At 56.2% G+C, this 24,224-nt stretch carries 29 protein-coding genes; 3 read left to right on the top strand and 26 right to left on the bottom strand.

Translation table 11 applies throughout. The features are described from left to right. The first annotated feature begins 126 nt into the window (after positions 1–126). On the top strand, positions 127–1,614 hold the full coding sequence (locus tag SCD_RS07245) for a bifunctional ADP-dependent NAD(P)H-hydrate dehydratase/NAD(P)H-hydrate epimerase (RefSeq protein ID WP_009205759.1): 1,488 nt from the start codon (positions 127–129) through the stop codon (positions 1,612–1,614). Here SCD_RS07245 and SCD_RS07240 read toward each other — a convergent pair. From SCD_RS07240 to SCD_RS07180, 13 genes are all read right to left on the bottom strand, one after another. After that, positions 1,611–3,203: a methyl-accepting chemotaxis protein gene (locus tag SCD_RS07240; protein WP_009205760.1), complete on the bottom strand. Its 1,593-nt coding sequence runs from the start codon at positions 3,201–3,203 to the stop codon at positions 1,611–1,613. The genes SCD_RS07245 and SCD_RS07240 overlap by 4 nt on opposite strands. Positions 3,204–3,254: 51 nt before the next feature. Next, positions 3,255–4,010: a sulfite exporter TauE/SafE family protein gene (locus tag SCD_RS07235; protein WP_009205761.1), complete on the bottom strand. Its 756-nt coding sequence runs from the start codon at positions 4,008–4,010 to the stop codon at positions 3,255–3,257. 4 nt (positions 4,011–4,014) lie between these two features. Further along, positions 4,015–4,329 (bottom strand): DUF190 domain-containing protein, encoded by a 315-nt coding sequence (locus SCD_RS07230; protein WP_009205762.1) that lies wholly within the window; start codon positions 4,327–4,329, stop codon positions 4,015–4,017. A 4-nt stretch (positions 4,330–4,333) separates the two neighbouring features. Then, a complete protein-coding gene (crcB, locus tag SCD_RS07225; RefSeq protein ID WP_009205763.1) occupies positions 4,334–4,717 on the bottom strand; it encodes a fluoride efflux transporter CrcB in 384 nt (127 codons plus the stop codon). A gap of 22 nt (positions 4,718–4,739) precedes the next feature. Further along, positions 4,740–6,089, bottom strand: coding sequence for an arsenic transporter (locus SCD_RS07220; protein WP_009205764.1), 1,350 nt, complete (start codon positions 6,087–6,089; stop codon positions 4,740–4,742). Between the two features lie 160 nt (positions 6,090–6,249). Then, positions 6,250–7,188 carry a sulfotransferase family 2 domain-containing protein gene (locus SCD_RS07215; protein WP_041673378.1) on the bottom strand — a complete coding sequence of 313 codons (939 nt, stop codon included), beginning with the start codon at positions 7,186–7,188 and terminating at the stop codon, positions 6,250–6,252. A 139-nt stretch (positions 7,189–7,327) separates the two neighbouring features. After that, positions 7,328–7,630: a hypothetical protein gene (locus tag SCD_RS07210; protein WP_009205766.1), complete on the bottom strand. Its 303-nt coding sequence runs from the start codon at positions 7,628–7,630 to the stop codon at positions 7,328–7,330. Positions 7,631–7,688: 58 nt separating this feature from the next. Next, complete coding sequence (locus SCD_RS07205; RefSeq protein ID WP_041673377.1) at positions 7,689–8,153, bottom strand: Spy/CpxP family protein refolding chaperone; 465 nt, start codon at positions 8,151–8,153, stop codon at positions 7,689–7,691. 192 nt (positions 8,154–8,345) lie between these two features. Beyond that, positions 8,346–9,218: a hypothetical protein gene (locus SCD_RS07200; protein WP_232504443.1), complete on the bottom strand. Its 873-nt coding sequence runs from the start codon at positions 9,216–9,218 to the stop codon at positions 8,346–8,348. Then, complete coding sequence (locus tag SCD_RS07195) at positions 9,211–9,612, bottom strand: ExbD/TolR family protein (RefSeq protein WP_009205769.1); 402 nt, start codon at positions 9,610–9,612, stop codon at positions 9,211–9,213. Before SCD_RS07195 ends, SCD_RS07200 begins: the two co-directional genes overlap by 8 nt. Beyond that, positions 9,599–10,246, bottom strand: coding sequence for a MotA/TolQ/ExbB proton channel family protein (locus tag SCD_RS07190; protein WP_009205770.1), 648 nt, complete (start codon positions 10,244–10,246; stop codon positions 9,599–9,601). Before SCD_RS07190 ends, SCD_RS07195 begins: the two co-directional genes overlap by 14 nt. A 40-nt stretch (positions 10,247–10,286) precedes the next feature. Then, a complete protein-coding gene (locus tag SCD_RS07185) occupies positions 10,287–10,916 on the bottom strand; it encodes a TetR/AcrR family transcriptional regulator (RefSeq protein ID WP_009205771.1) in 630 nt (209 codons plus the stop codon). Positions 10,917–10,957: 41 nt separating this feature from the next. Next, positions 10,958–11,542: a TetR/AcrR family transcriptional regulator gene (locus tag SCD_RS07180; RefSeq protein ID WP_009205772.1), complete on the bottom strand. Its 585-nt coding sequence runs from the start codon at positions 11,540–11,542 to the stop codon at positions 10,958–10,960. 68 nt (positions 11,543–11,610) lie between these two features. Between SCD_RS07180 and SCD_RS16545 the strand changes: the two genes are divergently transcribed. Further along, positions 11,611–11,754: a hypothetical protein gene (locus SCD_RS16545; protein ID WP_154655464.1), complete on the top strand. Its 144-nt coding sequence runs from the start codon at positions 11,611–11,613 to the stop codon at positions 11,752–11,754. 83 nt (positions 11,755–11,837) lie between these two features. Here the strand turns inward: SCD_RS16545 and SCD_RS07175 are convergent, their stop codons facing one another. From SCD_RS07175 to SCD_RS07120, 12 genes are all read right to left on the bottom strand, one after another. Then, complete coding sequence (locus SCD_RS07175) at positions 11,838–13,082, bottom strand: lipid A deacylase LpxR family protein (protein ID WP_009205773.1); 1,245 nt, start codon at positions 13,080–13,082, stop codon at positions 11,838–11,840. A gap of 60 nt (positions 13,083–13,142) precedes the next feature. Then, complete coding sequence (locus tag SCD_RS07170; protein WP_009205774.1) at positions 13,143–13,556, bottom strand: hypothetical protein; 414 nt, start codon at positions 13,554–13,556, stop codon at positions 13,143–13,145. 83 nt (positions 13,557–13,639) lie between these two features. After that, the gene (locus SCD_RS07165; RefSeq protein ID WP_009205775.1) at positions 13,640–14,041 is read right to left on the bottom strand and encodes a hypothetical protein; all 402 of its coding nucleotides are present in this window, start codon (positions 14,039–14,041) and stop codon (positions 13,640–13,642) included. 55 nt (positions 14,042–14,096) lie between these two features. Further along, the gene (locus tag SCD_RS07160; RefSeq protein ID WP_232504442.1) at positions 14,097–14,663 is read right to left on the bottom strand and encodes a TetR family transcriptional regulator C-terminal domain-containing protein; all 567 of its coding nucleotides are present in this window, start codon (positions 14,661–14,663) and stop codon (positions 14,097–14,099) included. 84 nt (positions 14,664–14,747) lie between these two features. Further along, complete coding sequence (locus SCD_RS07155; RefSeq protein ID WP_009205777.1) at positions 14,748–15,200, bottom strand: cytochrome c; 453 nt, start codon at positions 15,198–15,200, stop codon at positions 14,748–14,750. A gap of 1 nt (position 15,201) precedes the next feature. Further along, positions 15,202–16,332 (bottom strand): ABC transporter permease, encoded by a 1,131-nt coding sequence (locus SCD_RS07150; RefSeq protein ID WP_009205778.1) that lies wholly within the window; start codon positions 16,330–16,332, stop codon positions 15,202–15,204. A gap of 10 nt (positions 16,333–16,342) precedes the next feature. Beyond that, positions 16,343–17,467 (bottom strand): ABC transporter permease, encoded by a 1,125-nt coding sequence (locus SCD_RS07145; RefSeq protein WP_009205779.1) that lies wholly within the window; start codon positions 17,465–17,467, stop codon positions 16,343–16,345. Beyond that, complete coding sequence (locus tag SCD_RS07140) at positions 17,464–18,420, bottom strand: ABC transporter ATP-binding protein (RefSeq protein WP_009205780.1); 957 nt, start codon at positions 18,418–18,420, stop codon at positions 17,464–17,466. Before SCD_RS07140 ends, SCD_RS07145 begins: the two co-directional genes overlap by 4 nt. Then, positions 18,417–19,355: an ABC transporter ATP-binding protein gene (locus tag SCD_RS07135; protein ID WP_009205781.1), complete on the bottom strand. Its 939-nt coding sequence runs from the start codon at positions 19,353–19,355 to the stop codon at positions 18,417–18,419. Before SCD_RS07135 ends, SCD_RS07140 begins: the two co-directional genes overlap by 4 nt. After that, positions 19,352–20,215, bottom strand: coding sequence for an HD-GYP domain-containing protein (locus SCD_RS15660; protein ID WP_009205782.1), 864 nt, complete (start codon positions 20,213–20,215; stop codon positions 19,352–19,354). The genes SCD_RS07135 and SCD_RS15660 overlap by 4 nt, the downstream gene beginning before the upstream one ends. After that, positions 20,212–21,216: an HlyD family secretion protein gene (locus SCD_RS07125; RefSeq protein WP_009205783.1), complete on the bottom strand. Its 1,005-nt coding sequence runs from the start codon at positions 21,214–21,216 to the stop codon at positions 20,212–20,214. The genes SCD_RS15660 and SCD_RS07125 overlap by 4 nt, the downstream gene beginning before the upstream one ends. Further along, positions 21,213–22,727, bottom strand: a complete 1,515-nt coding sequence (locus SCD_RS07120; RefSeq protein ID WP_009205784.1) for a TolC family protein — start codon at positions 22,725–22,727, stop codon at positions 21,213–21,215. Before SCD_RS07120 ends, SCD_RS07125 begins: the two co-directional genes overlap by 4 nt. Before the next feature lie 397 nt (positions 22,728–23,124). On the opposite strand from SCD_RS07120, the gene SCD_RS16390 reads away from it, so the two are divergent. Continuing rightward, positions 23,125–23,403 (top strand): hypothetical protein, encoded by a 279-nt coding sequence (locus SCD_RS16390; RefSeq protein ID WP_148290754.1) that lies wholly within the window; start codon positions 23,125–23,127, stop codon positions 23,401–23,403. On the opposite strand, the gene SCD_RS07110 is transcribed toward SCD_RS16390, so the two are convergent. After that, on the bottom strand, positions 23,389–24,066 hold the full coding sequence (locus SCD_RS07110; protein WP_232504441.1) for an EF-hand domain-containing protein: 678 nt from the start codon (positions 24,064–24,066) through the stop codon (positions 23,389–23,391). The genes SCD_RS16390 and SCD_RS07110 overlap by 15 nt on opposite strands. Between the last annotated feature and the right edge of the window lie 158 nt (positions 24,067–24,224).

Below are 24,224 nucleotides of genomic sequence, written 5' to 3'. Positions count from 1 at the left end.
GCCCATCCACAACGCTAAACCATGAAGCGCACCTGAATAAGATTCTTTCGATCAATGGATGGGCCAGTTGATTGAGCTGGATAATTGCCCCATTATTAGCCTAGTCTTGAGGCAACAGGATAACCCATGAAAACCCCAATTTACTTCAGCCACGAAATCCGCCAGCTTGAGCAGCTCGCGCGAGAGAGTGGAATCAGCGACCTGATGGAGCGCGCCGGGATGGCCGCAGCGGAACTGGCACGCGAACTGCTCGCTGGCAAAACCTCGGTGCTGGTGATCGCCGGGCCGGGCAATAACGGTGGCGACGCACTGGTTGCGGCACGCCACCTCAAAGCCTGGTGGTTCAAGGTAAACATCGTCTTTATCGGGGAAACCGCCAAGCTGCCGCCCGATGCGGCAAATGCGCTGCAAGCCTGGCTGGCGATTGGTGGCGAACTGCTCGATGCCATACCGGCCGACGGCAAATGGGATATGGTGATCGACGGACTGTTCGGCATCGGTCTGGCGCGAGAATTGAGCGGACGCTATCTGGAACTGGTAAGGGAAATCAACCGCATGAACCTGCCGGTGCTGGCGCTGGATATTCCCAGCGGGCTGGATGCCGATGCCGGACAGACCTTCCGCGCGGCAATCCACGCCAGCCACACCCTTTCCTTCATCGCGCTGAAACCTGGCCTGCTTACCGCCTACGGGCCGGACTACTGCGGCCAGATTCATGTCGATACGCTGGAGCTGGATGCACCCGCCCTGCTCAAGCCCAATGGCTGGCTGCTGGAGAAAACCGAAGTGGCCGCCGCGCTCAAACCGCGCCCGCGCAACAGCCACAAGGGCATGCTCGGCAGCGTCGGCATCCTCGGCGGCGCGTCCGCAATGTGCGGTGCGGCGCTGCTGGCCGGACGCGCCGCGCTCAAGCTGGGTGCGGGTCGGGTCTATGCCGCACTGCTGGCGGATGCCGCCCCAGCAGTGGACATAGGTCAGCCCGAGCTGATGCTGTGCGCGCCGGAAAAGCTCTTCCAGCTCGATCACCTTAACTGCCTCGCAGTCGGCCCCGGCCTGGGGCAATCCCCGCAAGCGGTTCAATTGCTTCGGCAGGCACTGGAAACAGAATTACCGCTGGTGCTGGATGCCGATGCGCTTAATCTGCTCGCTATCCATGATGACATGCAGGAACTGACGAAAAGCCGCAAGGGCAGCACTATCCTCACCCCCCATTCAGCTGAGGCAGCGCGGCTGCTGTCCAGCACCACCCACGACATCCAGCAGGAACGGGTCCATTCCGCGACGCTGATCGCACAACGCCTTAACTGTCTGGTAGTACTGAAAGGCGCCGGCAGTATCTGCGCGACGCCCAAAGGGGAATGGTTCGTCAACCCCACCGGCAACCCTGGCATGAGCAGTGCCGGCATGGGCGACGTGCTGTCAGGCATGATCGCTGCTCTGATCGCCCAGCGGCTGACGCCGCAATCCGCCCTGCTGCTGGCGGTTTACCTGCATGGTGCGGCAGCCGACGATTGGGTGGAACAAGGTGTCGGTCCGATTGGGCTGACCGCGACGGAAGTCGCCGACGCAGCCCGAATGCTGCTCAACCGCTGGATATACAGTCCTGTGGCTTAACGCCCACCGTCAAAGTGATGCACCAGTTCCTGCAAATCCTGCGCCACCCGAGCTAGATCCTCGGTGCTGTGCTCAATCATCCGGATGCTGGAATTACCTTCATCCGCCAGCAATGATATTTTTTCCATGTTGTTGGCCACCTCCTCGCTAGCGACAGACTGTTCGTCAGCCGCGCTGGCAATATGTTGCGCCATTTCCATCACCTTGTCGGAAGAATGCATGATTTCACGCAGACTGGTGCTGCTTGCCACGATCATGTCGCGTCCCTGCTCCACTTCCTGAGCCGCCCTGTCCATGGATTGCACTGCAGCGCCAGTGGTCGTGCGGATTTCATTGATCATCTGTGCGATATCGGCAGTGCTGGAGGTAGTACGCTCGGCCAATTTGCGCACCTCGTCCGCCACCACGGCAAAGCCCCGCCCCTGCTCTCCCGCCCGCGCAGCTTCGATCGCCGCGTTGAGCGCCAGCAAATTGGTCTGATCGGCAATTTCCTTGATCACCTTGGTGATGTCACCAATCTTCTGGATCGACTGATTGAGTTCTCCGATGGTTGCCCCTGAGGATTTCACCGCCGCCACCACCCGCGTGGAGGAATCCATACTCTGAGCCATCTTGCCATTGCCATCCTCCACAATCTCATGGGTCTGGGCAGCAGCCTGCGCCGAGCCTTTAGCGCCTTCCGCCACCTCGCGGATCGATACGCTCATTTCCTCCATTGCCGCAGAAACTTGCATGACCCGGTCAGACTGAGTATTAAAGCGGGTCGACATCTGCTCGACTTCTTCACGCAAGTAGCCAGTACGCGATGTCACCGACGTCGAGGCCACGGCAACCTCATCCAAAATGACCTTGAGGTGCACCTGCATGTAGGCCAGCAAGGTCTGAACGCGGCCAAACTCGCTTGCCCCTCCTATTTCCAGCCGGGTAGTCAGGTCACCCTCGGCGATCTTCTCGAATACCTGATACGCCTGGCCGAATCCGCTCCCCATAGCCCCCAGCATTTTGACCAATATTGCGAGCGCCAGAACCAGCGCCACGCCAGCAAACACTAGGTTGGCGGTATGCAGTCCTGCCTGTCCGAGCGCCACGCTTCCCACCAGGGCGCCACCCAGAATGCCGGACAGAGACAAAACTGCGCCCCGGATCGTCAAGCGCTGGCCCCATCCTCTCCCGGGCAACGCACTGCCTTTATTCACTTTGCTGTAAAGCTGTTCTGCAGCCGCGATTTGCTCGCTGCTGGGGGGGGTGCGCACCGACATGAAGCCAGTCACTTGTCCCTTATTGCGAATCGGCACGACAAAGGCGTCGACCCAGTAATGGTCGCCGTTCTTGCAGCGATTCTTGACTATACCGCGCCATGGCTCGCCCCGCTTGACGGTCGCCCACAAATCGGCGAAAGCTGCAGGCGGCATATCAGGATGGCGCACCACATTGTGACTCTTTCCGATCAATTCCTCGCGCGAGAAGCCGCTCATCTCCAAAAACCCGTCATTCGCGTAGGTAATGACGCCCTTGGGGTCCGTCTTGGTAACAATCGAACCGTGTTTGAATGATTTTTCGATGCCGGTAACGGGTAAATTGGTTTTCATATTCTTCCTTACTTATAAGTGAGCGGAAGAATAAAGCAACTTTGACTTTTGTCAACTCACGATGAGCTTCAAGCCGATCAGGATAGTCACGATTTCGAAGGCCCGCTTGATCCAGCGGTTGCCCTTCTTGATCGCGTAATGGCTACCGACATAGCCGCCTATTAAAGAGCCCGCCAGCAGCGCCGGCATCCAGCCCCAGGCGATAGTGCCGATCAACCCCAGAACAATCGCCCCTGTTCCGTTCCACACCAGACCGCACAGCACTAGGGTATAGGCCACGGCGCGCTTGTAGTCGAGGCCGAAATGACGGATCAGCCACATGGTGAGAAACAGCCCGGTGCCGGAAGTGATCGAGCCGTTGAGGAAGCCGACCACGAACAGGCCCACAACGCCAGTCGCAAGGGCGCGTCCCTCGCGGTTTCTAGGCATGTGTTCCATGCCCAGTTCAGGCTTGAATACGGAATACAGCCCCAGCCCCAGGGTTAGAAACCCCAGCGCCAACTGCGCATAGTGCGCCGGGATCTTGAGAATAGTGTTCGCCCCCAGCACCACGCCAGGCAAGCCCGCACTCAGAATAATCAGGGAGAAGCGTCTTTCCAGATGGCTTTCACGCCAGTGACGAATGGTCGCACCGAGCCCCAATGCGACGCTCGCCACCTTGTGCGTAGCCAGCGCCACGCCGAACGGCAGGCCGAGAAAAATCAGCATGGGGAACTGGATCAAGCCGGCTCCGCCGCCGGAAAGGGCGGAAAACCAGTTGGCGATAAAGGAAGCGAGAAAAAGGACGAACTGCTCGGCAACGCTCATCGGGTCAAGCGCTTACTCCATATTCGGCCGGCAATTTAGCGTAAAACAGCCGCAAATTTTCTGACTTGAGCAGTTCCAGCAAGCGCTCTGACTGCTCCTCGCTGACCATGAATTCGATTTCAACCGGCAATTCGCCGGCAAGTTCGAAGAAAGCGTCCTCATGCAGGCGACCGGAGCGCCCGAAACCGGCAATTGCCCGGAATGCCGTGCCGCCCAGAATACCCATTATTTTGGCCTGTTCGAGCAACCATTCATAAAGCAGCATACTGTTGTGCAACCGCGATTCGCTGACAAACAATTTCAGGCAGATTCCTTGCATGGTCTTACCCTTTCAAAAGTTTTACAGTCCATATGCCCAGTATAGTCGCGACCAGCGAGCCGGCTACGTGTGCCCCGACAATGGCCGCACCCCAGGCATACTGGGCGCGCAGCAACAGCGTCACGGTCTCGCCCGAGAAGGTGGAAAAAGTGGTCAGTCCGCCGAGAAAGCCGGTGGCGATCAGCAGCCGCGCTTCCGGCGGCAGGCCGGGATGGTCGGCGAACATCGCCATTGCCAGTCCCATCAGGTAGCCACCCACCAGATTCGCAGCCAGCGTGCCCAGCGGCAGCGTGGGAAACACCGGATTCCACAGGAGGCCGAACCACCAACGCAGCCAGGCGCCCACCATCGCGCCGGCACCAACGGCGAGCAAGCCGTAGAAACTCATTGCACGTCTTTCATGATTGCTTTCATCGCAGCATCATAAGCCAAGCTGTTAGTCCGAGCAAAGTGACGAGCAATACAGGCAGCGTCAACACGACCCCAACGCGGCAATACTGGCCCCAGCCTATCCGGATACCGCGAGTTTCCAGCACGTGCAGCCACAACAGGGTGGCCAGGCTGCCCAACGGCGTCATCTTCGGCCCCAGATTGCAGCCGATCACGTTAGCGTAGATCATTGCCTCCCGCGTCAGTGCGGAAAGATGGGTGTCGTGGATAGCCAGGCTGGCCACCATCACCGTCGGCAGGTTGTTCATCACGGCCGACAGCAAGGCAAACAGGAATCCCGCACCCAGAGTGGCTGCCCAGAATCCCTGGCCATCCAGCCATTCCAGAATACCCCCCAGTTCGGCGGTGAACCCCTGATTGCGCAAGCCGAACACCACCAGATACATGCCCAGCGAAAACAGCACGATCTGCCAGGGCGCCTCACGCAGCAGGGTCAACACCGGGATGACTGAGTTGGGCTGCTTGCGGATAAAATGTTCGCGCAGCGCCGCCAGCACCAGCAGCAGGGCTGCAGCCCCGGCCACGACCGAGACCGGCAGACCAAGAGGACGGGCGGCGAAATAGCCCGCCATCAGCAATGCCAGCACCACCCAGCCTGCCTTGAAAACAAAAATGTCGTGGATACCCGAGGCCGGGTCCGGTAAAGCCGAGACTTCGAAGCGCGGCGGCAGATCCTTGCGGAAGAACAGCCACAGCACGGCCAGCGAGGCCAGAACCGCCAGCACGTTCACCGGCGCCATCACCGCCGCGTAATCGGCGAAGGAAATGCCAAAATAGTTGGCGACAATGATGTTGGTGAGGTTGGAGATCATCAGCGGCAGGCTCGCCGCATCTGCCATGAAGCCGACCGCGAAAACGAAAGCGAGCGCGGCGGCAGGCCGAAAGCGCAGTGCGTGCAGCATCTCCAGCACCAGCGGCGTCAGGATCAGCACTGCGCCATCGTTGGCGAAAATCGCCGCCACCACCGCCGTCAGCAGCACGATCAGCAGAAACAGCCAATGGCCGTAACCCCTGCCCCAGCGCGCCACATGCAGCGCCGCCCACTCGAAAAACCCGGCGGCATCGAGGATCAGGGAAATGACGATCAGAGCAATGAAAGTAAAAGTGGCATCCCACACGATGCCCCACACTACCGGCACATCGGCGAGCGAAATTACGCCGGCTGCCAGCGCAACCACCGCTCCGAGCAGGGCGCTCCAGCCAATGCCGAGGTCTCTCGGCTTCCAGACCACCAAGGCTAGGGTGGCAGCAAAAATCAGGATGGCGGTGAACATTTCCAGTCTTGGACGCAAATAGCCCAATTCTACCATCCACAAACTCAAGCTACGTCTTGCACACCTCTATCAACGTCGGCAGCAAGGTATCGTTCATTCACAACATTCCACCTAGCCAGCACAGTCAGCCCGCATGAAAGCGAATGTCCAATATCGGAATGGGCAAATCCGGCTCCTCATATATTGATTGTCGCCATTACACCTTCAGCCATCTTCTCAATTTTTCTTTCGCATATTGCGAGGTGACGTCACCCCAGAGCATGAAGGGATTATCTCTTTTTTCCTTGAGCAGACGCACCTCATTTTCAATATCGGTCTGGCCGAGCCTGTCTGCAAACAACCGCGTGGCATGCTCGTACAGCTCCATGTCCAAGGCATTGAATTTCTCGATCAGCCGGATAGTCCGAACGGGAATTTCTTTTATGCTCGACCTCTGCTGCGCCACGTTCCTCGGCAGATAGAGCTTTATTGGCCAGTCGAACAATTTGCTCATCAGCCCATAGGTTTCGTCAAATCGCTCCGTGATTCCCACCAAGGCAAAGTTTCGCTGAACATTATGTCTGGCCCGTTCCAGCATCTCCGCCGAACATTCTCCAAACCTCACGGACTCCATAGACCCGGACAGCCTTCTGGTCTGGCCATTGTCCATTTCGTTGAGATTACATTGCGTGACCCAGTCATCCAGACTCGATCGCATGGCAAGCTCCCGCAGCGGATCTTTGGCGTTACGTCTGTAGTAATGGTAATGCGATATCACGCGCTCTACGGGGTTGCGCATTAGCGTGACGTATCTGGAGTTTGGTGGCAGCAACTCCCTAACACGGTAATCCATGTGACCGTAGATCACCTTTAATTTCTCTTTGCGTTCCTGAGGCAGATGCCTGTATTTCTCGATAGATTCCATCGCCGGGTTGATCTTGTGCAACTCGGAAGGCCTGTAAATATCCCTGATCATGGAATAGAGTGTCATTCCACCCGTTTTCGGGATGTGTATGAACACAACGGGATCGGCTGATTTCGAACTTCCAGATGTTTCTGACAAGGAATTATTTGCTGCTGGAAACATTGTTTTCCGGCCTGGGAAAAGGTCCGCATAATATGTGGCCTGGCTGTTGCCGGCAGTTTTGTTCATCATGGTTATCTCGTGTTTTGAATTTGCGTTGAATCGGTAGTTGCCCGCAGTTATTTCAGGTCAAGGATCACCGGCAATTCCTGGCGATAACCTTCCATCACCTTGTCGAGAAATGCCGGTGAGTTAGATATAGTCCTGGAGCTCAGTGACCCATCCTCATTCCTCCACCGCCTTGCATGCCACCCCGTCCCTGTCCGCCTCCCTGTCCTTTCTTTTGTTCACGCATTTGATTGCGCGTTTCATCCTTTTCTGCCGCGCTCATATTCGCTGAGCGTTTCTGCATTTCGGCTCGAAAAGCATTGCGATCTTCCTCGCCCATCTCGCTGGGCTTCAGTTGCGTCAATTCCGTCGTACCCAGCCCCGAAAAATCCTGCGCCGCCATTGCGCTCAGGCTGATCAGACCAAAAGCTACCGCAGCGGCCTGCATAAATTTTTTTCTGTACATATCCAGCACTCCTGTTAAAGATGAGATAAACAACGCCGGTCGAGCAAGCTCATAACCATTACATCGGCATTACCTGGTCGAAATGCCCGTTGAATACTTTCTTCTGCTCCGGCGTCAAAACGTCATTCAACTGTTTCATGGCAGCAGCCACGGTTTCCATGCCAGCCACGCGCTGCTTCATGAACTGGATACGCTCGCCGATTCGGTCTGGTGCAGATTGAACCGGTTGCACTCTGGGCACAGGCTGCATCCGCTCCTGCATCGCAGACATCATTTCCGTTTTTTGCTGCTTGATCGTCTTGGCGAACTCCGACCATGCCATCTCTTGATCTGAACCAATGTTCAGATCCTTTTTTATCGTGTCCAAATGTCCGTCTATCTGAGCTGGAAAGGCCATTTTTTTATTCGCCATCGCGCACCCTCCACCTGGCCCCATGCCCATGCTGGTTGCGTAGGATGCGGCCATTGCGCCGATGCCGATGGTGGCGATAAGGGCCAATGCGATTTTCTGGCTAAGTTTCATGTGAGTCTCCATGTGAAATGAATAATGCTTTGCAGCGAAGTGTATTTAACCGCAGTGGTGTAAATGGGGTATGTCAAAACCGCCATTTTTTGTAACCAATTGTGACAAGGAGAGGGGCGTTTCTGTACTTGCAGATACGAGCCTGTTGAGCTCGAGATATGTTGTTATGAATTCCGTTGAGTGATGCAGTCTTTAGCGTGGTCCGGAGGCCGCCCCAAAAAACTCTCGCATCAAAAAATCTTCCAGTCCCGAGTTATCTTCGACGCGTGCAGACATGATGACAACGCGATTCAGGCGTTGCGAATCCCAATTAAAATCACCTTTGTAATATTTGCGAATCAGTTCAATCATTCTGCGCACGATTGCGCGCTCTATATCCCCATTTTGGCCTGCATCGACTTCGATCAATTCGCGCCGGGAATTGCTATAGTCTTTAGTCCAGCCACGAAACGAAAACTTACCTGTCCGAAGTCCCACACTGATAATTTGAAACACCCCGTTCGTGCCTTGTGGCTGGAGATTGCGCATGACGGTTGCCATCCTGATTTCGTCTTCCGAGGGCACGTGTTCATTCGCTTTTGCTGCTGCATATTCGCGCTCGGCAGACGTCTCTGCGGCACGGCGACGCTCTCTGGCCGCATTAATGTAGGCCGTCAAGTCCGTCGGTGGCGCTGAATTTGGTGCGGGCGCCGGATCTGACTGGTTCACAGACTTGGCTGCTGCTGTTTCAGTACGAGGTTTTATCTTGGGCTTGCGGGCTTGCTTGGGCATGGGTTTGGGTTGAACTGCCGACCTTTTACTGGGTGCCACTTCAGGCAATTCCACAAAGCTGGCTTCTATAGGTGCAGAAGCTCCTTTTTCTATATTGGGAGCGCTCAGGAAATCGCCAAATTTCCAGATGATCGCCAGCCACAGGATGACCGCCAGTGGCACCGGCCACCAGAGCCTGATCTCCCTTGATCTGGAATCGGACACCCTTACGCTCACGACCTTGCCGCAATTGCCGCATACGGCCTGCCGAATTTCCCGTGGCCGGTAATCTGGCACGCTTACGACATCACTCATGTTTTACTGCTATCAAAAAGTGCCTGACGCCGGCGACCCGTGCCTGCAGCATCGCCTGCACCACGAGGCCCTGGGGCGTGATGTTATCTGCCGATACGACGACGCTTTGTTGCGAATTGTTCAGCAACGGCCCGAGCGTGGCGGCCAGGGTTTGCAAGGTCACAGGAGTCCGGTTGACAAATATTTTGCTATCGCTTGTCAGCGTCATGGTGACCGGCTTGTCGGCGTTGAGCTTTTCGGCTTTCCCCTGGGGCAGATTAACTTGCAGCGAATCGAGGTTCTGCATCGCAAGCGAAGACAGCATGAATGTCGCCAGCAAAAAGAACATCACATCGATCATCGGGATGATTTCGATGCGCCCCTTGCGATACGTCCTGGGTTTACGCAGCTTCATGGGCGTCACCCTGTTGGTCCAGACGGATGTGATCGATCAGGCGTGTGCCGAGGCGTTCCATTTCGTCCATGGTTTGCGATTGCACACGAGAGAAGTAATTGAATCCAAACAAGGCGATCAGCGCGATCAACAGGCCGATTGCCGTTGCAATGAGTGCCTGCGCCACGCCTCCCGTCACCCCGGTGGGATTCACAATGCCGCTGCCGCCGATGATCTTGAAGGCATCCATCATTCCGCCGATAGTTCCCATCAGCCCGAGCAAGGGCGCCGCAGTAACGATGGTTTCCAGCACCCACAACCTGCGGGCAAGGGATGTTTCAATCAGCTGGGCTTCATCCGCCGCACGGGATTCGGTCCACCATGCGGGACGACTCCGGTTGGCGATCACCACCTCGAAAAACCGCCTGAAGTAATGACGTTCATTCAAGCCGTAAAGCTTCTTTTCCAGATCTTCCCAGGCAAAGCCATAAGTCTCGGCGAGGTTGAGCAACTCAAGTGGAAGACGGGCATAACGCCAATAGATAAATGCCTTCTCAAGCATAATGGCCAAGGCGATGATCGCCAGCAACGACAACGGCAGAATGATCATCCCGCCAAGTTTTATTGCGATCCAGGTTTCATGTAGGTCTTGCATGGTTATCTCCGAATTGGGGGGCTATTCCCCTTGACTTAGTTCAGGTCTGTTTTGCACCGGTTGCACGCACGCTGCCAATGCCGTGGAGAAAAAGTGGAAACACCAGTTTCCCTTCGGCAATCAGTGATTTTCGTGCTTCTATAATGGAAACCCGCATCACCAGGCCCTGAATGATGCCGGTAAACATGACGGCGGCACCGTGCTCGTCCAAGTCCTGGCGAACCAGGTTCTGCGCCTTGGCCTGAGCAAGGAGACCGACCACTTTGGCCTCGTAATCCGCCAGGATGCTGCGAATCAGTTCCTTGATCTTGGGATTTTTTTTCAGCAGTTGATCGGTAAATACCAGCTTCGGGATCGCAGGCACCTTGTCGACGAAGCCCAGGTGAGCGAAAAACATCTTTTCCAGGGAATCGAGCGGGTCGCTACCCTGATCTGCCGCCATATCTACCACGCTCATCAGCCGCCCACGCACCCAGTGAATAACTGCCAGCCAGATCATGTCCTTGCTGGGGAAATGGCGGAAAATCGCACCTTGTGAGATGCCTACGGCATTTGCCATATCCTGTGTCGTCACGCCTTCAACCCCCTGTTCGCCGGCAAGTTCCACGGCAGCTCTGATAATTTCCTCCTGCCGCTCTTCAGCCGATAACCGTTGCCTGTGTTCACTCATCTCTTGCTTTCCTTGCTCAGTGTTTCATGTAATTTCAATGTTCAGGCACGAATGCCATGCAGGTATTGCTGCCACACTTTTCGCCCCTCGTGCAGCAATGTTTCAGTCGCACCCCAGGTAATTGACCGCATCGCCAGTCCCTGTATCAGATAAACGAACAATTTTGCCGCAATCGCAGGATCAAAATCGGGCCTGACTATCTCATCCTTTCGTGCCAGATGAAGCAACAGCGCCAGGTTGGCTTCGTAATCTTCCAGTAGTGTACCAATACGGTGGCGCAGCTCCGTACCTCCTTCTGGCATCGCAAGCGCTTCCAGAAGCAACGTTGGAAGTGTTGAATGTGAAACAAGAAAAGCGACATGAACATGAAAAATGTCTTCAAGTACTTCCAGTGGCGGCTTGTTGCGCAGTGCTGCATATTCGATCTGCACCATCAAATTATGCGTAGCCCACTGGAAAATGCCGGCCGAAAGCATTCCGCAGTTCGGGAATACCCGCCTCACCTCATCCTCGCTGATCCCGCTGTGGAGGGTAAGTGCCTCCGCGCCGAGATGGTTGAGACGTTTTCCGTTTGCCAGTTCAATGGCGGCAATAATGATTTTTTCCTTGTTTTCGGACTCTCCCATGGTTGCGTGCCTCTCTTCATTGTAGCGTTGCGCTGAAAGTCATGTAGCAGCATTAGATAATCGGTCAAATGATCGATCAATCTGGCCCCCAGCGCGCGCAATTGACCCTCGGATTCGGCGGGGCCATTGATCGTGACGAATATCACTTCGGCCAGATAGAAATCAAACCCGGTATACGCTTTATCGGTTTTGTGCCAATGGCGGCAACTTGAGGCCATGATTTCGACCATTCATTTCTGCTTCCTTTGTTTGTCTAAACGGCGAATGAGCGTGGGCCAAGATGCGCAATGCGTTTTTAGAACTCAATGCTCAGCGCGACAGAACCATAAGCCTGGTTTGTCACCTGCTCCTCGAATTCCCGTGAACGGTAAACACGCATCACGGCCAGCTTGACGCCGTGACCATCCACCAGACCATGAGCGCTGACCCCGATAGCCGCCTGGGCAACCCATGGTCGGCGAGTAACACTGTAGCTTGATCGAAAAAGGTTGCCGTCGAGTGAAAAATCATGCGCAACGAGTTTTGTTTCCATCGTTCCAAAGAGGTGAACACCGGGTCGCAGCCTGGCGACAGACAATGGGGCATCAGCTGAGCCGCTATGGATGGAGGCGGATGGCGGACGATTTTCTGCGCCGGGTCTGATCGGATAGGTCCCGAAGTCGTTCGGCAGATTCCAACCGATACGCCCTTCGATCCCCAGTGTAGCGGAGGTTTCGATGTTGCCTAGTCGCAGTCCCAGTGAGCGGATCGAGTCGGTAGAGAAACCCGGCGTGATCGGTCCCGTTCCGCGATAGTCCTTGAATTTTCGGTCGATGGCCAATTGCAGCGCTGGCTCATTCTTCAACTGATGTTGCCAACCGAGAAACCTGTCGGCGCCGATCGCATCGTGAACAAGATTTTGTGTCTGTTCCGCGAGAGACAACGGGCCGATGACGCCCAATGTGATCTCGCGTGTATCGAGCATTTCCGAGTGGCTTTGTGGTTCGTGTTTCCGACGGTTCCACGACATGCCCACGTACAGCAAGCCAGCATAAGGCCGATCGTCCAGGATCGGATCGGTCCTGGCAGGATCTTTCGGTGTGAACATGGATTGGCCAAACTTCACCACCACGTTTTGCGTATGTGCGGAGTTTTCCTCATCGGACCAAAAATCAGGGTTCAGAAACTTGATGAGTTCCGCCTGTAATCGTACCGGTGTGGGCAGACACTCGGTTCGAAGCTTGCCGGCGATGTCGTGCGAAACAGCGGTGAATGCCACTCCGTTCGTATAGTTTTGGTCAGTACCGGTAAAAAGGTCATTCTCCAGTCTTGCGGTCCCCCCGCGGAATCTGACAATTTCATCTGCCTTGCAACCATTGATGCTCGAGGAATTTTCATTGGCGGCTTGTGCACTGGTCGGCACGATGTGTAATAACAGCAAGAGTAGCCACGCAGCTTTCCCCAGCCCATGCCTGGTCGTCAGACGCAGCGTCAGGGAAGGAAACTTGATCCACTGTGGGAATGTGGCAAATACGCCTTTCCCGGATACAGCTTCCGTCATTTCAATTGAAAACCCGCAATACACTGAATTTATAGAAGTGCCCATAATTTTAGAGGGGAACTACTTCGGCCTCTGCAAGTTCAACCGCAGGACCGCCCAACCGAACCAAACCATCGCCGCCACCATAGAAATACCGCCGACTAGCACCAGTGCAGGTGGCAGGCCGAATACCACCTCGGAAAGGATTCCAAGCGGCATCAACATCCCTGTCAGAGTAAGCCAGGATATCCATTTGGTGGAGATGGCTCCGATGGGAAGCCTCAGCAACAGATAACCCACGACGATGTTGATGAAGGCGAAAAGGTTACCGTGCACATGCGCCAGGCGCGATTCGAAATGCTTACCCACAGCGTAATCAGCGATCCATGCTTCCTTTCCAGGTGCGAAATCACGCAGATAGATCAGCACGAACCCATAAGCCATGAAACCGGCCAGGAACAGAAAACCTGCCGCGATATTCTTTTTTCCTTCCATAACGTACTCCTTTATTTGGTCAAAAAATCATGCCATGCAATTCACAAAATGACTGCTATCCAGGCGCGAGCGATACGACGCTTTTATCTGCGCAGCACCCCCCGGCCAGCCACCGCCGCGATCGTCACCCACACCAGCGTTCTCAGGCTCATGGCGATCACCGTGCGCGGCTCGTAGGCGCCTCCGAAAGCCACGTGTATGCCGAAAGCCGCGAACGTTAGCGCTGTCGCCGTGGCGATGGCGATGGCCAGCCACACCGCCCAGCGCTGCTGCAGCCACAGGCCGGTACCGGCAATGACATAGGCGAAGCCTGCCAAAAAATTAAACCAGAGCACGAACGGCACATAGTTGCCGGCCGCAGTGCGCGCCGCTTCGCCACCGAACAGGATCGTGCCGCCTTCCTTGATAGTCAGCAGTCCGAATCCGACAGCGACCAGGGAAATCGCCCAGACACGGATGTCCCGCTGTTGTTTGGGTGTAGCCATGATGAACTTTCCTTTTCTATTGGTTTTTTGACTAAATAATTCTCTTAGCCTGATGTCATTTCGACGGAGAAACTACCCCTGCCCGGTATAAAGCAAAAACCTCGACTGCCTCACGCAACAGTCGCTCTCGCTGGCGCAAATCGGCATTCATTCTGAGTGCCAGGCTCTGGATAATACCGACGAAGAAACTCGCCGCAGTGTGCGGTTCAATTTCGGCCCTGATGAGCCCCTGGTGCTTTGCCTGATCAATTATTCGGCAAAGGCGTGATTCGTAATTGTCGATGACCACCTGAATACGCCGACGAATACGGCCATCGCCGCCTTGCGATAACCACCCTAGAAGGCGCTTGGGAATGTCGGGATGCCGTGCGATGAACGAAATCTGAAAATAGAAGGCGCGCTCCAGTTCATGGAGCGGATTTTGATCTTGCATCGCTGTGCGCTTCAAGAGACGCAGCAAGCTCCCCCGCGCTCGTGAAATGCAGCGGTCCTGAGCACCATGGCTTTCCAGTTTTGATTCAAGCAGCGCTGTCTCTGTCGCATCGACAAGGTTTTCCCGATCGGCAAACAAATAATGACGCGTAGTTTTTAGCCATTGCTCCAAATACGCCTGCTCAAACATATCCGTGTTACCCGTATTCATGATCTACCTCCTGTTCCGTTTGGGCTGTAGGGTGCGATCACAGAGGAACCGCAAAGAACTGGATCACTGTGCGGCGTCTTTCTTGCCGTAGAAATGCTCCACGAAAGGCTTGCGGAATTCGCTGTGGCAGTTGTAGCAACTGGTCTGGAGTTTCTGGAAGGCGAGAATGACGCCTTGGCCATCCTTGGCCTTGGCGGCCTTGCCTACCGCCTGCGCCTGCTCGTGAGTTTCGCCGTCATAGGTCTTGAACTTGCCCATGTTGGTGCCCATGAAACCCATGATGCGCATTTTTTCCGACATCGGCGGCTGGGGATGGTCTGCGATCAGGGGTGCGGTTTTTTCCACCAGCTCCCAGTCTCCACGGGAAATTCCGTCGGTGATGACCTGCATGTTCTTGCCCAGGTCTTTCATGACATTCTGCAGGGCGAGCGGCTCAGCCGCTTGCACTCCAGATGCGGCGAATAGCAAGGATGAAGAAGCAAGGAAATTAAGGATAAGGTTATGGGTGTTTTTCATGTCAGGTCATCCTTTTCTGGAAACGAAGTGAACTAATAATCAACAGTGTGGAACCCAGCACCGCCAAGGCGGCAAACTGTGGCCACAGGATTTCCCAGCCGCTACCCTTGAGAAAGATATCCCGGATAATGACCAGGAAATAGCGCAGCGGGTTGAGATAGGTGAGCCACTGTGCCGGTTCCGGCATGTTCGAAATCGGGAACATGAAGCCGGACAGCAGCACAGCGGGCAGATAGAAGAAAAACGACGACATCAGCGCCTGCTGCTGGGTCTGGGAAATGGTGGAAATGAAAAGCCCGATGCCGATGGTGGACATCAGGTACAGCCCTGCCCCAAATAGCAGCAGCCCCAGGCTGCCGTGGATCGGCACGTTGAACCAGTTGATCCCGATAAAAGTGACCACCAGCACGTCGATGAAGCTGATCAGCACGAAGGGCAGGGTCTTGCCGAGGATCAGTTCGAACGGCCGGATCGGCGTCACCATCAGCTGCTCCATGGTGCCGATCTCGCGCTCGCGCACGATCGCCATGGCGGTCAGCAACAGGGAGATCAGCAGCACCACCACGGCGATCACGCCGGGGACGTTGTAATAGCGACTCTTCAGGTCAGGGTTGAACCAGGCGCGCGAGCGCAGCTCGATGGGATTGGTCTGCGGCGACTGAGCCAGCTGGGCCAGTTCTATCGGGGTAGATCGTGCCCGGGAGAATTCCTGGGTGATGCGCTGAGCGTAGTCCATCGCCACCGTGCCGGTGTTCGAATCGGTGCCGTCAACGATCGTCTGGATCGCTGCCTGCCTGCCCGAGCGCAGATCGTCGGCGAAGCCGCGGTTAATCTGGATGCCCACGATCGCCTTGCCGCGGTCGAGCAGTTCGCCCAGCCGTTCGGGCCGGTCGGTATTGTCCACCACAGTGAAATAGCCAGAAGCCGTGAAGCGCTCGATCAGCGCACGGCTCTGAGGGCTCTTGTCGAGGTCGCACACCGCGGTCTTGATGTGGTCCACGTCGGTGGTCACGGCATAGCCGAACATGATCAGCTGGACCACCGGCATCACAAAGATCAGCGCCTTCATGCGCGGATCGCGCAGCACCTGGATAAACTCCTTCACCAGCATGCGATAGATTCTTTCCCACATAACGCCTCCGTCAGGCCAGTTTTTTGCGGAACTTGCCAAGGGCGACGGCGAACACCACCCCCGCGAACAGTCCGAGGAAAATCAAGTCGCCCGCCACGAAAGAAGGCGGGCTGGCCTTGAGAAAAATGTTCTTCAGCACCTCGACGAAATAGCGCGCTTGCACCACATGGGTGACCACCTGCAAAAAGCGCGGCATATTGTCGATGGAGTAAAGAAAACCGGAGAGCAAAAAAGCGGGCAGGAAGGTCACCACCATCGCCAGCTGGCTTGCTACCAGCTGCGATTTGGCGATGGTGGAAACCATGATGCCGAGACTCAGGCCGCCCACCAGGAACATCGCGGTGACGCCGAGCAGAAAGAGGAAGCTGCCGCGCAGCGGCACATCGAATACCCATACCCCCATCGCCACCGAGAACAGCACGTCGAGCATGCCGATCACGAAATAGGGCGCCATCTTGCCGAGGAATAGTTCGATCGGCTGCACCGGCGTAGCGATCAACTGTTCCATGGTGCCGCTCTCCCACTCGCGCGAAACGGTGAGCGAGGTGAGCAACGCGGTGATCACCGTCATGATCACGGCGATCAGGCCGGGGATGATGAACCAGCGGCTTTTCAACTCGGGGTTGTACCAGACGCGCAGACGGTTATCCACGGCGAGCTCGATCTTGTTGCCCAGGTGCGTCGTGCTGTAGCGGTTGGTGATGGCCTCGGCGTAGCCCATGGCAATGGTTGCTGTATTGGCGTCCGAGCCATCGGCGAGCAGTTGCACCTGCGTCGTTCGTCCCTGCTCCATATCGCGCGCGAAATGCGGCGGGATCACCAGCGCCAGATGTGCCTTCCCCTGGTCGATCAGCGCGCGCGCGCCATCGTAGCTTTCTACCGCCGACACCACGCTGAAGTAGCTGGAGGCCGGGAAACCTTCCAGGTAATTGCGGCTGGCGGCGCTCTTGTCCTGGTCGTATACGACGAGGTTAAGCGTCTTGATGTCCATGGTGATGGCATAGCCGAACAGGATCAGCAGGATCAGCGGCATCAGGAACGCCATCGCCAGGGAACGCGGATCGCGGATGATGTGGATGAACTCCTTTTTCACCAGCGCCCACAGGCGTATCCACGAAAAGTTAGGCTGCTTCATGCTTTTTCTCCCTGCGTGCGCTGCCGGTCGTCGAGCTCGATCAGGGAAACGAACACGTCCTCCATCGAGGGAGTTACCTGTTTGATGGACTGCACGGCGAAGCCTTGCTGCACCAGGAAGTCGTTCAGCGCTACGCTTGCCGTGGCCGCATCGCTGACCACTGCGTGCAGGGCGTCACCGAACAGGGCGACTTCCTGTGTCAGTTTCGAGGATTCCAGCCGTTCCAGCGCATCGAATGGACGTTCAACGTGAATTTCAAGAATGTCCTCGGGTATGAGGGTCTTGAGTTCGGCAGGTTTGCCCTTGGCGATCATCTTGCCGTGGTAAATCAGCGCCAGCTCGTCGCAGTATTCAGCCTCCTCCATGTAGTGGGTGGTGACGAAAACGGTGGTGCCGCCGTGCGACATCTGTGCAATCAGATCCCAGAACTGGCGTCGCGAGAGTGGGTCCACGCCCGAGGTCGGCTCGTCGAGAAACAGGAGCTGCGGTTCGTGCAGCACCGCGCAGCCCAGGGCCAGGCGCTGTTTCCATCCGCCGGCCAGAGAGCCGGTCAGGTTGCCTCGCTTGTCGGTCAGTCCCGCCATCTCCAGCACCCAGTCCTTGCGCGCCTTGCGTTTGGCGCTGGGCACATTGTAGATGCCGGTATAGAAGTCGATGTTCTCTTCCACGCTGAGGTCGTCGTAGAGGGAGAATTTCTGCGACATGTAGCCGATGTGGCGCTTGATGGTTTCTGACTCGGTCATAACATCGAAGCCCGCCACCCGGCCTTCGCCGGAACTGGGCAAAAGCAGGCCGCACAGCATGCGGATGGTGGTGGATTTGCCCGCGCCGTTGGGGCCGAGAAAGCCGAACACCTGACCCTTTTCCACAGTGAGCGAGATACGGTCGACGGCGACAAAATCGCCGAACACCCGGGTCAGGTCATGCACTTCTACAGCGGAGTCCACGCTCATGCCGTCGCCTCCTCATTGTTTCGCGTAAGCTGATAAATGAATACGTCCTCCAGCGACGGGGTGATAGTGTTTTCGCCCAATATTGAGATGTTGGCCTCGTGCAACACGGTGCGGGCCTGCTCCGCCTCCCCCTCGTCTGCGGCGTAGAGGTGCAGCTTGCCGCCGAACAGACTCACGCGATTGGAACCCAGCCGGGAGGTGAGCGCCTCCCGTGCGACGCGTGGTTGCGCGGTTTCCAGTTCCAGCAGCAGGCCGGGAATACCTTCCTTGAGCTTCTGCGGTGTGTCGCACTGGATCAGGCGACCCTGGTGCATCAAGCCGACACGGGTGCAGCGCTCCGCTTCGTCGAGGTAGGCGGTGGAGACGAAGATCGTCACTCCCTCCTTGAGCATGGCGTAGAGAATGCGCCAGAAATCACGCCGCGACACCGGATCGACGCCGTTGGTGGGCTCGTCGAGAAACAGGATTTCCGGCTTGTGGATCAGGGCGCAGGCCAGGCCGAGTTTCTGTTTCATGCCACCCGAGAGGTCACGCGCCAGGCGCTTACTGAACGGGGTGAGGTTGGAGAAGCCGAGCAGACGCTCTTCCTGCGGCTCGCGCTCGCGCCTCGGTACTTCGTACAGGTCGGCATAGAAACGCAAGTTTTCCTCCACCGTGAGGTCGCCGTACAGACCGAAGCGTTGCGACATGTAGCTGATGCGGGACTTGATCTGTTCTTCGCCGCCCTTAATCGGATAACCGGCCACTGTAGCTGTGCCCTCGCTGGCGGCAAGGATGCCGGTCAGGAGGCGCATGGTGGTGGTCTTGCCGGCGCCGTCCGGCCCCACCAGACCAAATATCTCGCCGCGCCGCACTTCGAGGTCGAGTCCTCGCACCGCCCACATTTCGCCGAAGGTGCGGCCCAGGCCGCTAACCTGAATGGCAATGTCATTCATGAAATTTCTCTGTGTGCCGCAAACAGGGTGTCGCGGACAGAGTTGCGGGCAATCGCGGCGACAACCTCGGGGTCGAAATGACTGCCTGCAGCCTGGGCAATTTCGTTCAACGTCCGGTCCGCGCTGACGCCACTGCGGTAGCTGCGGTTGCTGCTCATGGCATCGAAAGCATCGGCCACCGCGATAATGCGCGCAGCGAGTGGGATGTCCGATCCGCTCAGTCCGTCCGGATAACCGCTGCCGTCGAAATGTTCGTGGTGATGGCGCACGGCGGGAACATGGTGGCTGAGCAGCGGGATCGATTGAACGATCTCGGCGCCCATGACAGGGTGTTTCTGGATGACACTGAATTCTTCAGGAGTCAGTTTGCCAGGCTTGGTGAGTATGGCGTCGGGGATGCCGATCTTGCCAATATCGTGAAGCGATGCGGCTTCTCCGATGGAGTTGGATTCCTCCTGCGGCAGACCGAAGGCGGTTGCGATCTGGCGTGCGTAAAACGCCACCCGCCGCCCATGTCCGCCGGTATAGCTGTCTTTCAAGCCCAAGGCATTGTCGTAGGCGAGCAGCACCGACTCGTGATTTTCCTGTTTCTCGTGCATTAATTTGCACACCAGGCGCCGGTTGGCGCGCAACAGCATTGCCCACAATGCCGTACTCAGCACCAGGTAGATCACTCCCCTGGCAAGAAGTGGAGCAATACCAAAACGATCCGCCATATGGAAGTAAAAGACTACCGCCTCCTCGACCACGACGACTACCAGGCTGAACAGTCCATAAAAAATAAGGACATTCCGGTCGCGCCGTTCCAGCTTCCGGGCGGTCAGTTGTTCATCTTCGGTCATGGTAAACGCCGGATTCATTTGGCGGATCCGCCTTGGGCAGTGATATATACATCAGCCGGCATACCGGGTTTGAGCGTACCGTCAAGATTCTCCAGTGTCACGTTCACCGCAAAAACCAGCTTCACCCGTTCTTCCTGAGTCTGCACGTTCTTGGGTGTGAACTCCGCCTGAGACGAAACATAGCTCACGCGCCCATCAAAGTCCCGGTTGGGAAAGGTGTCGACCTTGACTTTGGCTGCGGCGCCCAGGTGCACCTTGCCGATCTGGGTTTCCGGGATGTAGACCCGTACCCAAGGCCTGGAAATATCGGTGACCGTCACCACTGGGCGCCCGGCACCCAGGGTTTCGCCCACTTCAGCATGCTTGCGGGTGACCACGCCTTCCACCGGGCTGGTTACCTGCAAATCATCCAAGGCAACATGGGCGGCGGCGACTGAGGCCTGCGCTTCCTCGAATTGCGCGCGCGCGGCGTTGATGGTCTCGGGACGGTAACCGCTTTGCAGCAACTTGAGCCGTTCCTGAGTGGCGCTTAACTGCTGGGCGGCCATGTCGGCGGCGGTGCGGTCCTTGTCGCGCCGCTGCTGGCTGGTGGCGCCGCCATGGAAGAGCGCCTCGGAACGCCGGGCTTCTTCTTGCAGATTGCTCAGGTTGGCGCGTGACTGTTCGGCCTGGGCACGCGCTTCGGCGATTTCCTGCGGGCGGTAGCCCTGTTCCAGGTCTTTCAGGCGCGCCTGGGCGACCTGCTGCGCGGCTTCCGCCTGGTGCAACCGGGCAACAGTCTCGCGCTCGTCGAGCGCGGCCAGCAATTCGCCCGGCTTGACGTGGCTGCCTTCATCTACCGGCCGCTTGACCAGAATGCCCGGCACACGGAACGAGGCCGCTATTTCAGTCGCATCCACCGTGCCCGAGGCGAACACCGAGCCTTCGTCCGGCCGCGCAGTCCAGGGTGCGAATTTCCACAGCACGGCGGCGCCGATACCTGCGGCGAGAATGCCGATAATTACGATCTTTTTGTTCATAGCCTTGCTCCTTGCTGGATAGAGTGTCCCGGAAGATCCGTTGCGGCGAGACTTTGACGGGGTGAAATTCCGACATTCGCATTCTGTTCGGTCGGCTCGCCGCCACAAGTCATTCCGCAGCGATGCCATGAGAGGTATTGCGCGAAAGTGAATGGGTCAATGCCGGATAAGGAATGTTCCGCACCGGATTTTTTGCTCGCGGCTGAGGGCCTGAAACTGTCTGGGACGAGTTCACCGATTACGCGCAGCAGCCGTGCCTGACTCACGGCAATGTCGTACCCCGCCTGGAGGCGGCTCGCGGTAGCTGACCAGAGTGCGGATTCGGCGCCGAGCAAGTCAGTGATAGTATTCTCGCCGCTATGGTAGCGCAGGGTTTCGATGCGTAGCGCTTCACTAGCCTCCCTTTCTCCCTGGGTGGCCGCTTCCAGCCTGGCGCGTGATTCGGACAGGGCTCCGAAAGCCTGTTCCACATCGCTGGCGAGGCGGTTGCGAGCGTCTTCTTGTTGCAAGGTATTTTGCCTCTGTTCGAGACTTGCCTGCTCCACCCGATGCTTGCGAATATCACTGTCAAATATTGGCAGGGTCAGTTGCACGCCCATCTGCCAATCGTCATATCCCTTCCAGTCGCCGCCGGAGGTCTCTTGCACCTTGGTCACCAGATTTATTTGCGGCAGCCGGTCGCCGCGGGCGATGACGGTTTTCTGCTGTGCAGCCTTGCCTATGGCATCGAGCCTGAGAATATCCGGGCGCTGCTGCAAGGCGCGACGCATCGCTTCTTCAGCAGAAACCGGCAGAGCCGGAGCAGTTTCGCCCAACTCCGACAGAATCGGTGCAGGTCCACCCCCACCCAGCAAAGAGGCCAGAAGAGACAGCGCATCTTTCTCGCCCTGCGTAACGGACACTTTGTCGTAACGCGCCTGGGAAAGCTGGGTCTGGAGCCGGATCAATTCCAGTCGGGCGGCGCGCCCCTGCTGAATACGCAATTCGATGTCCTTTTCCTCCTGCTGCAGCGCCTTGATGCGGGTATCCAGCACCTTTACGAGTTGGCGAAAATGCAGCGCCTTGGTGTAGGTGGCGGCAACATTGAACAGCAGGTCCTGCCCGCCGGCGCGCAGCGCCTGGACAGATGCCTCCCGGTTATGCTTGGCCAGCGCCTCACCGGCCACCAACTTGCCGCCACTATAAAGTGGCAGATTTAGCGCCAAGCCAATATTGGCAATATTCCTGTCCATCGGGGGGAATACGCCCGTTTCGCGTATGGGTGTAACGAAGGTCGGGTAGGCATAGCTGGTGTAAGCAGCGTTCAAGTCGACCTTGGGCAAATGCTGGCCGTGGGCAATGTCCTGCTCCAGCGTTTGCCTGCTGACTTCGACCTGCTGGCTTTTGATTGCCGGGTTGGATTGTGCGGCCCGTTCCATCGCCTCCCACAGGGGCAACGAATCCGCTGAAAATGCCGCTTTCCCGAAGGAAAAAATAAAAGCGAACAGCAACAACCGTGACAAAGGTTTCATAATCAAATCCATCCTGAATTTATTTATTTCCTGATTTAAGTAAGTAATCAATTACTACTTTATATATCAAATCAGTCTTTGTCAAGAATTGAATAATGATTATTTAATAACAACAACATACTGTTTTTATTGTATGTATACATAATTAAATACATTCACAATAAACAAGTAATCAAATGCTTATTAAACATTTTTATGTTTTTTGAAAGCACATCCTCTTAGCCAGTAGTTCATGGCCATCGTGGCTAGAATGGAGCTTGAAGTCCGACACGGTGACCCAGGCGCTTACGATTTATTTCATTTCGATGGCGAGCCAATTTCTGCCTGATATAGAACAGAAACCTCGATAGACATACTAAGTAACGAAATTATCAGCAGTAAACTTCTTGCCGTATAAATGCGCCACGAACAATTTGAGAAATTCATTGTGGCAATTGAAGCAGAAGGCCTTCTTCTGGTAGTGGATCTCGCCATCATGAGCCTTGAAATTACTCATGCACGCATCCATGAAGTCCATGATGTGCATTTTTGGATGGTGGCCAGGCGGGACAAAAGGGCTGAGGGCAAGGTTGCGAGTGTTTTTCATGTCAGGACGATTTTTTGCAAACAGTTTTTCCTGGTTCATCCAGCCTATGGGGCGCAAAACCTGCGCCCCATAGGTTCAGGCCGCTGTTGAAATGGTGCGGCCACTGGTTTTCTCGTCTTGACCGAAGGCGCCGTAAGATGCTGCCAGCTCCATTATTCTAGCCATTACCCTGGCATCGTCACTCTGCGCTTCACTTGAGGACGAGGCGGTTCCGTTTGATAATTGGTAAGCCATCGCTTCCTGCGCACTGACTTTTCCATCCTGATTAGTGTCCGCCGCGTCGAAATTCTGGGCCAGGCTGTTCAGCGCCTGTGATGCGCTGCCAGTGGCACTGTCTGCCATGCTGCCAATGTCGCTCTTCGACATGCCGCCCATACCACCCATACCACCCATACCACCCATACCACCCATACCACCCTTGCCGCTCATCCGCATGCTCTGGAATTGGCTGTCGAGCTGGTCGGCGAGTTTTGTGACACTATCGGACATCTCCTGCTTGGTCACCTTGCCGTCACCATTGCCGTCCAGTGCCTTGAAGACATCGTCCACGCTGGGGGTCTTGCCAGATGATTTATTCGATAAGACCTGATCAAACGCGCTTTGAAGATCGCTCTTCTCGATAAACCCCTGGCCTTTGGTATCCAGCTTCGAAAATAACTTGTCGGCCATTTTTGACGGATCAGGACGTTGCATTCCATTCATTCCACCCATCATCGCCGAAGAACTCCCACCAACACCTCCAATTGCGCTCATAACAATACCCCCTTATAAAATGAACAATTTGCTTTGCAGCGAAGCATATTTAACCGCCATGGTGTAACCGGCATATGTCAGAGCGGGTCTTTTTTGTAACATATTGTGACAAAGATCCGAGCCGTTACACTGCTTTACAATTTTCTTGCATGAAAATC

The organism is Sulfuricella denitrificans skB26, from assembly GCF_000297055.2.
Lineage (GTDB): Bacteria > Pseudomonadota > Gammaproteobacteria > Burkholderiales > Sulfuricellaceae > Sulfuricella > Sulfuricella denitrificans.
Note: the sequence above shows the minus strand (reverse complement) of the source record. Positions and strands in the feature narration are given on the sequence as shown.

What these genes read in the sequence shown, in the direction of transcription:
- SCD_RS07245 (WP_009205759.1), top strand. Translation starts at nt 127, where the DNA reads ATGAAAACCCCAATTTACTTCAGCCACGAAATCCGCCAGCTTGAGCAG.
- SCD_RS07240 (WP_009205760.1), bottom strand. Translation starts at nt 3,203, where the DNA reads ATGAAAACCAATTTACCCGTTACCGGCATCGAAAAATCATTCAAACAC.
- SCD_RS07235 (WP_009205761.1), bottom strand. Translation starts at nt 4,010, where the DNA reads ATGAGCGTTGCCGAGCAGTTCGTCCTTTTTCTCGCTTCCTTTATCGCC.
- SCD_RS07230 (WP_009205762.1), bottom strand. Translation starts at nt 4,329, where the DNA reads ATGCAAGGAATCTGCCTGAAATTGTTTGTCAGCGAATCGCGGTTGCAC.
- crcB (WP_009205763.1), bottom strand. Translation starts at nt 4,717, where the DNA reads ATGAGTTTCTACGGCTTGCTCGCCGTTGGTGCCGGCGCGATGGTGGGC.
- SCD_RS07220 (WP_009205764.1), bottom strand. Translation starts at nt 6,089, where the DNA reads ATGGTAGAATTGGGCTATTTGCGTCCAAGACTGGAAATGTTCACCGCC.
- SCD_RS07215 (WP_041673378.1), bottom strand. Translation starts at nt 7,188, where the DNA reads ATGATGAACAAAACTGCCGGCAACAGCCAGGCCACATATTATGCGGAC.
- SCD_RS07210 (WP_009205766.1), bottom strand. Translation starts at nt 7,630, where the DNA reads ATGTACAGAAAAAAATTTATGCAGGCCGCTGCGGTAGCTTTTGGTCTG.
- SCD_RS07205 (WP_041673377.1), bottom strand. Translation starts at nt 8,153, where the DNA reads ATGAAACTTAGCCAGAAAATCGCATTGGCCCTTATCGCCACCATCGGC.
- SCD_RS07200 (WP_232504443.1), bottom strand. Translation starts at nt 9,218, where the DNA reads ATGAGTGATGTCGTAAGCGTGCCAGATTACCGGCCACGGGAAATTCGG.
- SCD_RS07195 (WP_009205769.1), bottom strand. Translation starts at nt 9,612, where the DNA reads ATGAAGCTGCGTAAACCCAGGACGTATCGCAAGGGGCGCATCGAAATC.
- SCD_RS07190 (WP_009205770.1), bottom strand. Translation starts at nt 10,246, where the DNA reads ATGCAAGACCTACATGAAACCTGGATCGCAATAAAACTTGGCGGGATG.
- SCD_RS07185 (WP_009205771.1), bottom strand. Translation starts at nt 10,916, where the DNA reads ATGAGTGAACACAGGCAACGGTTATCGGCTGAAGAGCGGCAGGAGGAA.
- SCD_RS07180 (WP_009205772.1), bottom strand. Translation starts at nt 11,542, where the DNA reads ATGGGAGAGTCCGAAAACAAGGAAAAAATCATTATTGCCGCCATTGAA.
- SCD_RS16545 (WP_154655464.1), top strand. Translation starts at nt 11,611, where the DNA reads ATGATCGATCAATCTGGCCCCCAGCGCGCGCAATTGACCCTCGGATTC.
- SCD_RS07175 (WP_009205773.1), bottom strand. Translation starts at nt 13,082, where the DNA reads ATGACGGAAGCTGTATCCGGGAAAGGCGTATTTGCCACATTCCCACAG.
- SCD_RS07170 (WP_009205774.1), bottom strand. Translation starts at nt 13,556, where the DNA reads ATGGAAGGAAAAAAGAATATCGCGGCAGGTTTTCTGTTCCTGGCCGGT.
- SCD_RS07165 (WP_009205775.1), bottom strand. Translation starts at nt 14,041, where the DNA reads ATGGCTACACCCAAACAACAGCGGGACATCCGTGTCTGGGCGATTTCC.
- SCD_RS07160 (WP_232504442.1), bottom strand. Translation starts at nt 14,663, where the DNA reads ATGTTTGAGCAGGCGTATTTGGAGCAATGGCTAAAAACTACGCGTCAT.
- SCD_RS07155 (WP_009205777.1), bottom strand. Translation starts at nt 15,200, where the DNA reads ATGAAAAACACCCATAACCTTATCCTTAATTTCCTTGCTTCTTCATCC.
- SCD_RS07150 (WP_009205778.1), bottom strand. Translation starts at nt 16,332, where the DNA reads ATGTGGGAAAGAATCTATCGCATGCTGGTGAAGGAGTTTATCCAGGTG.
- SCD_RS07145 (WP_009205779.1), bottom strand. Translation starts at nt 17,467, where the DNA reads ATGAAGCAGCCTAACTTTTCGTGGATACGCCTGTGGGCGCTGGTGAAA.
- SCD_RS07140 (WP_009205780.1), bottom strand. Translation starts at nt 18,420, where the DNA reads ATGAGCGTGGACTCCGCTGTAGAAGTGCATGACCTGACCCGGGTGTTC.
- SCD_RS07135 (WP_009205781.1), bottom strand. Translation starts at nt 19,355, where the DNA reads ATGAATGACATTGCCATTCAGGTTAGCGGCCTGGGCCGCACCTTCGGC.
- SCD_RS15660 (WP_009205782.1), bottom strand. Translation starts at nt 20,215, where the DNA reads ATGAATCCGGCGTTTACCATGACCGAAGATGAACAACTGACCGCCCGG.
- SCD_RS07125 (WP_009205783.1), bottom strand. Translation starts at nt 21,216, where the DNA reads ATGAACAAAAAGATCGTAATTATCGGCATTCTCGCCGCAGGTATCGGC.
- SCD_RS07120 (WP_009205784.1), bottom strand. Translation starts at nt 22,727, where the DNA reads ATGAAACCTTTGTCACGGTTGTTGCTGTTCGCTTTTATTTTTTCCTTC.
- SCD_RS16390 (WP_148290754.1), top strand. Translation starts at nt 23,125, where the DNA reads ATGCGCCACGAACAATTTGAGAAATTCATTGTGGCAATTGAAGCAGAA.
- SCD_RS07110 (WP_232504441.1), bottom strand. Translation starts at nt 24,066, where the DNA reads ATGAGCGCAATTGGAGGTGTTGGTGGGAGTTCTTCGGCGATGATGGGT.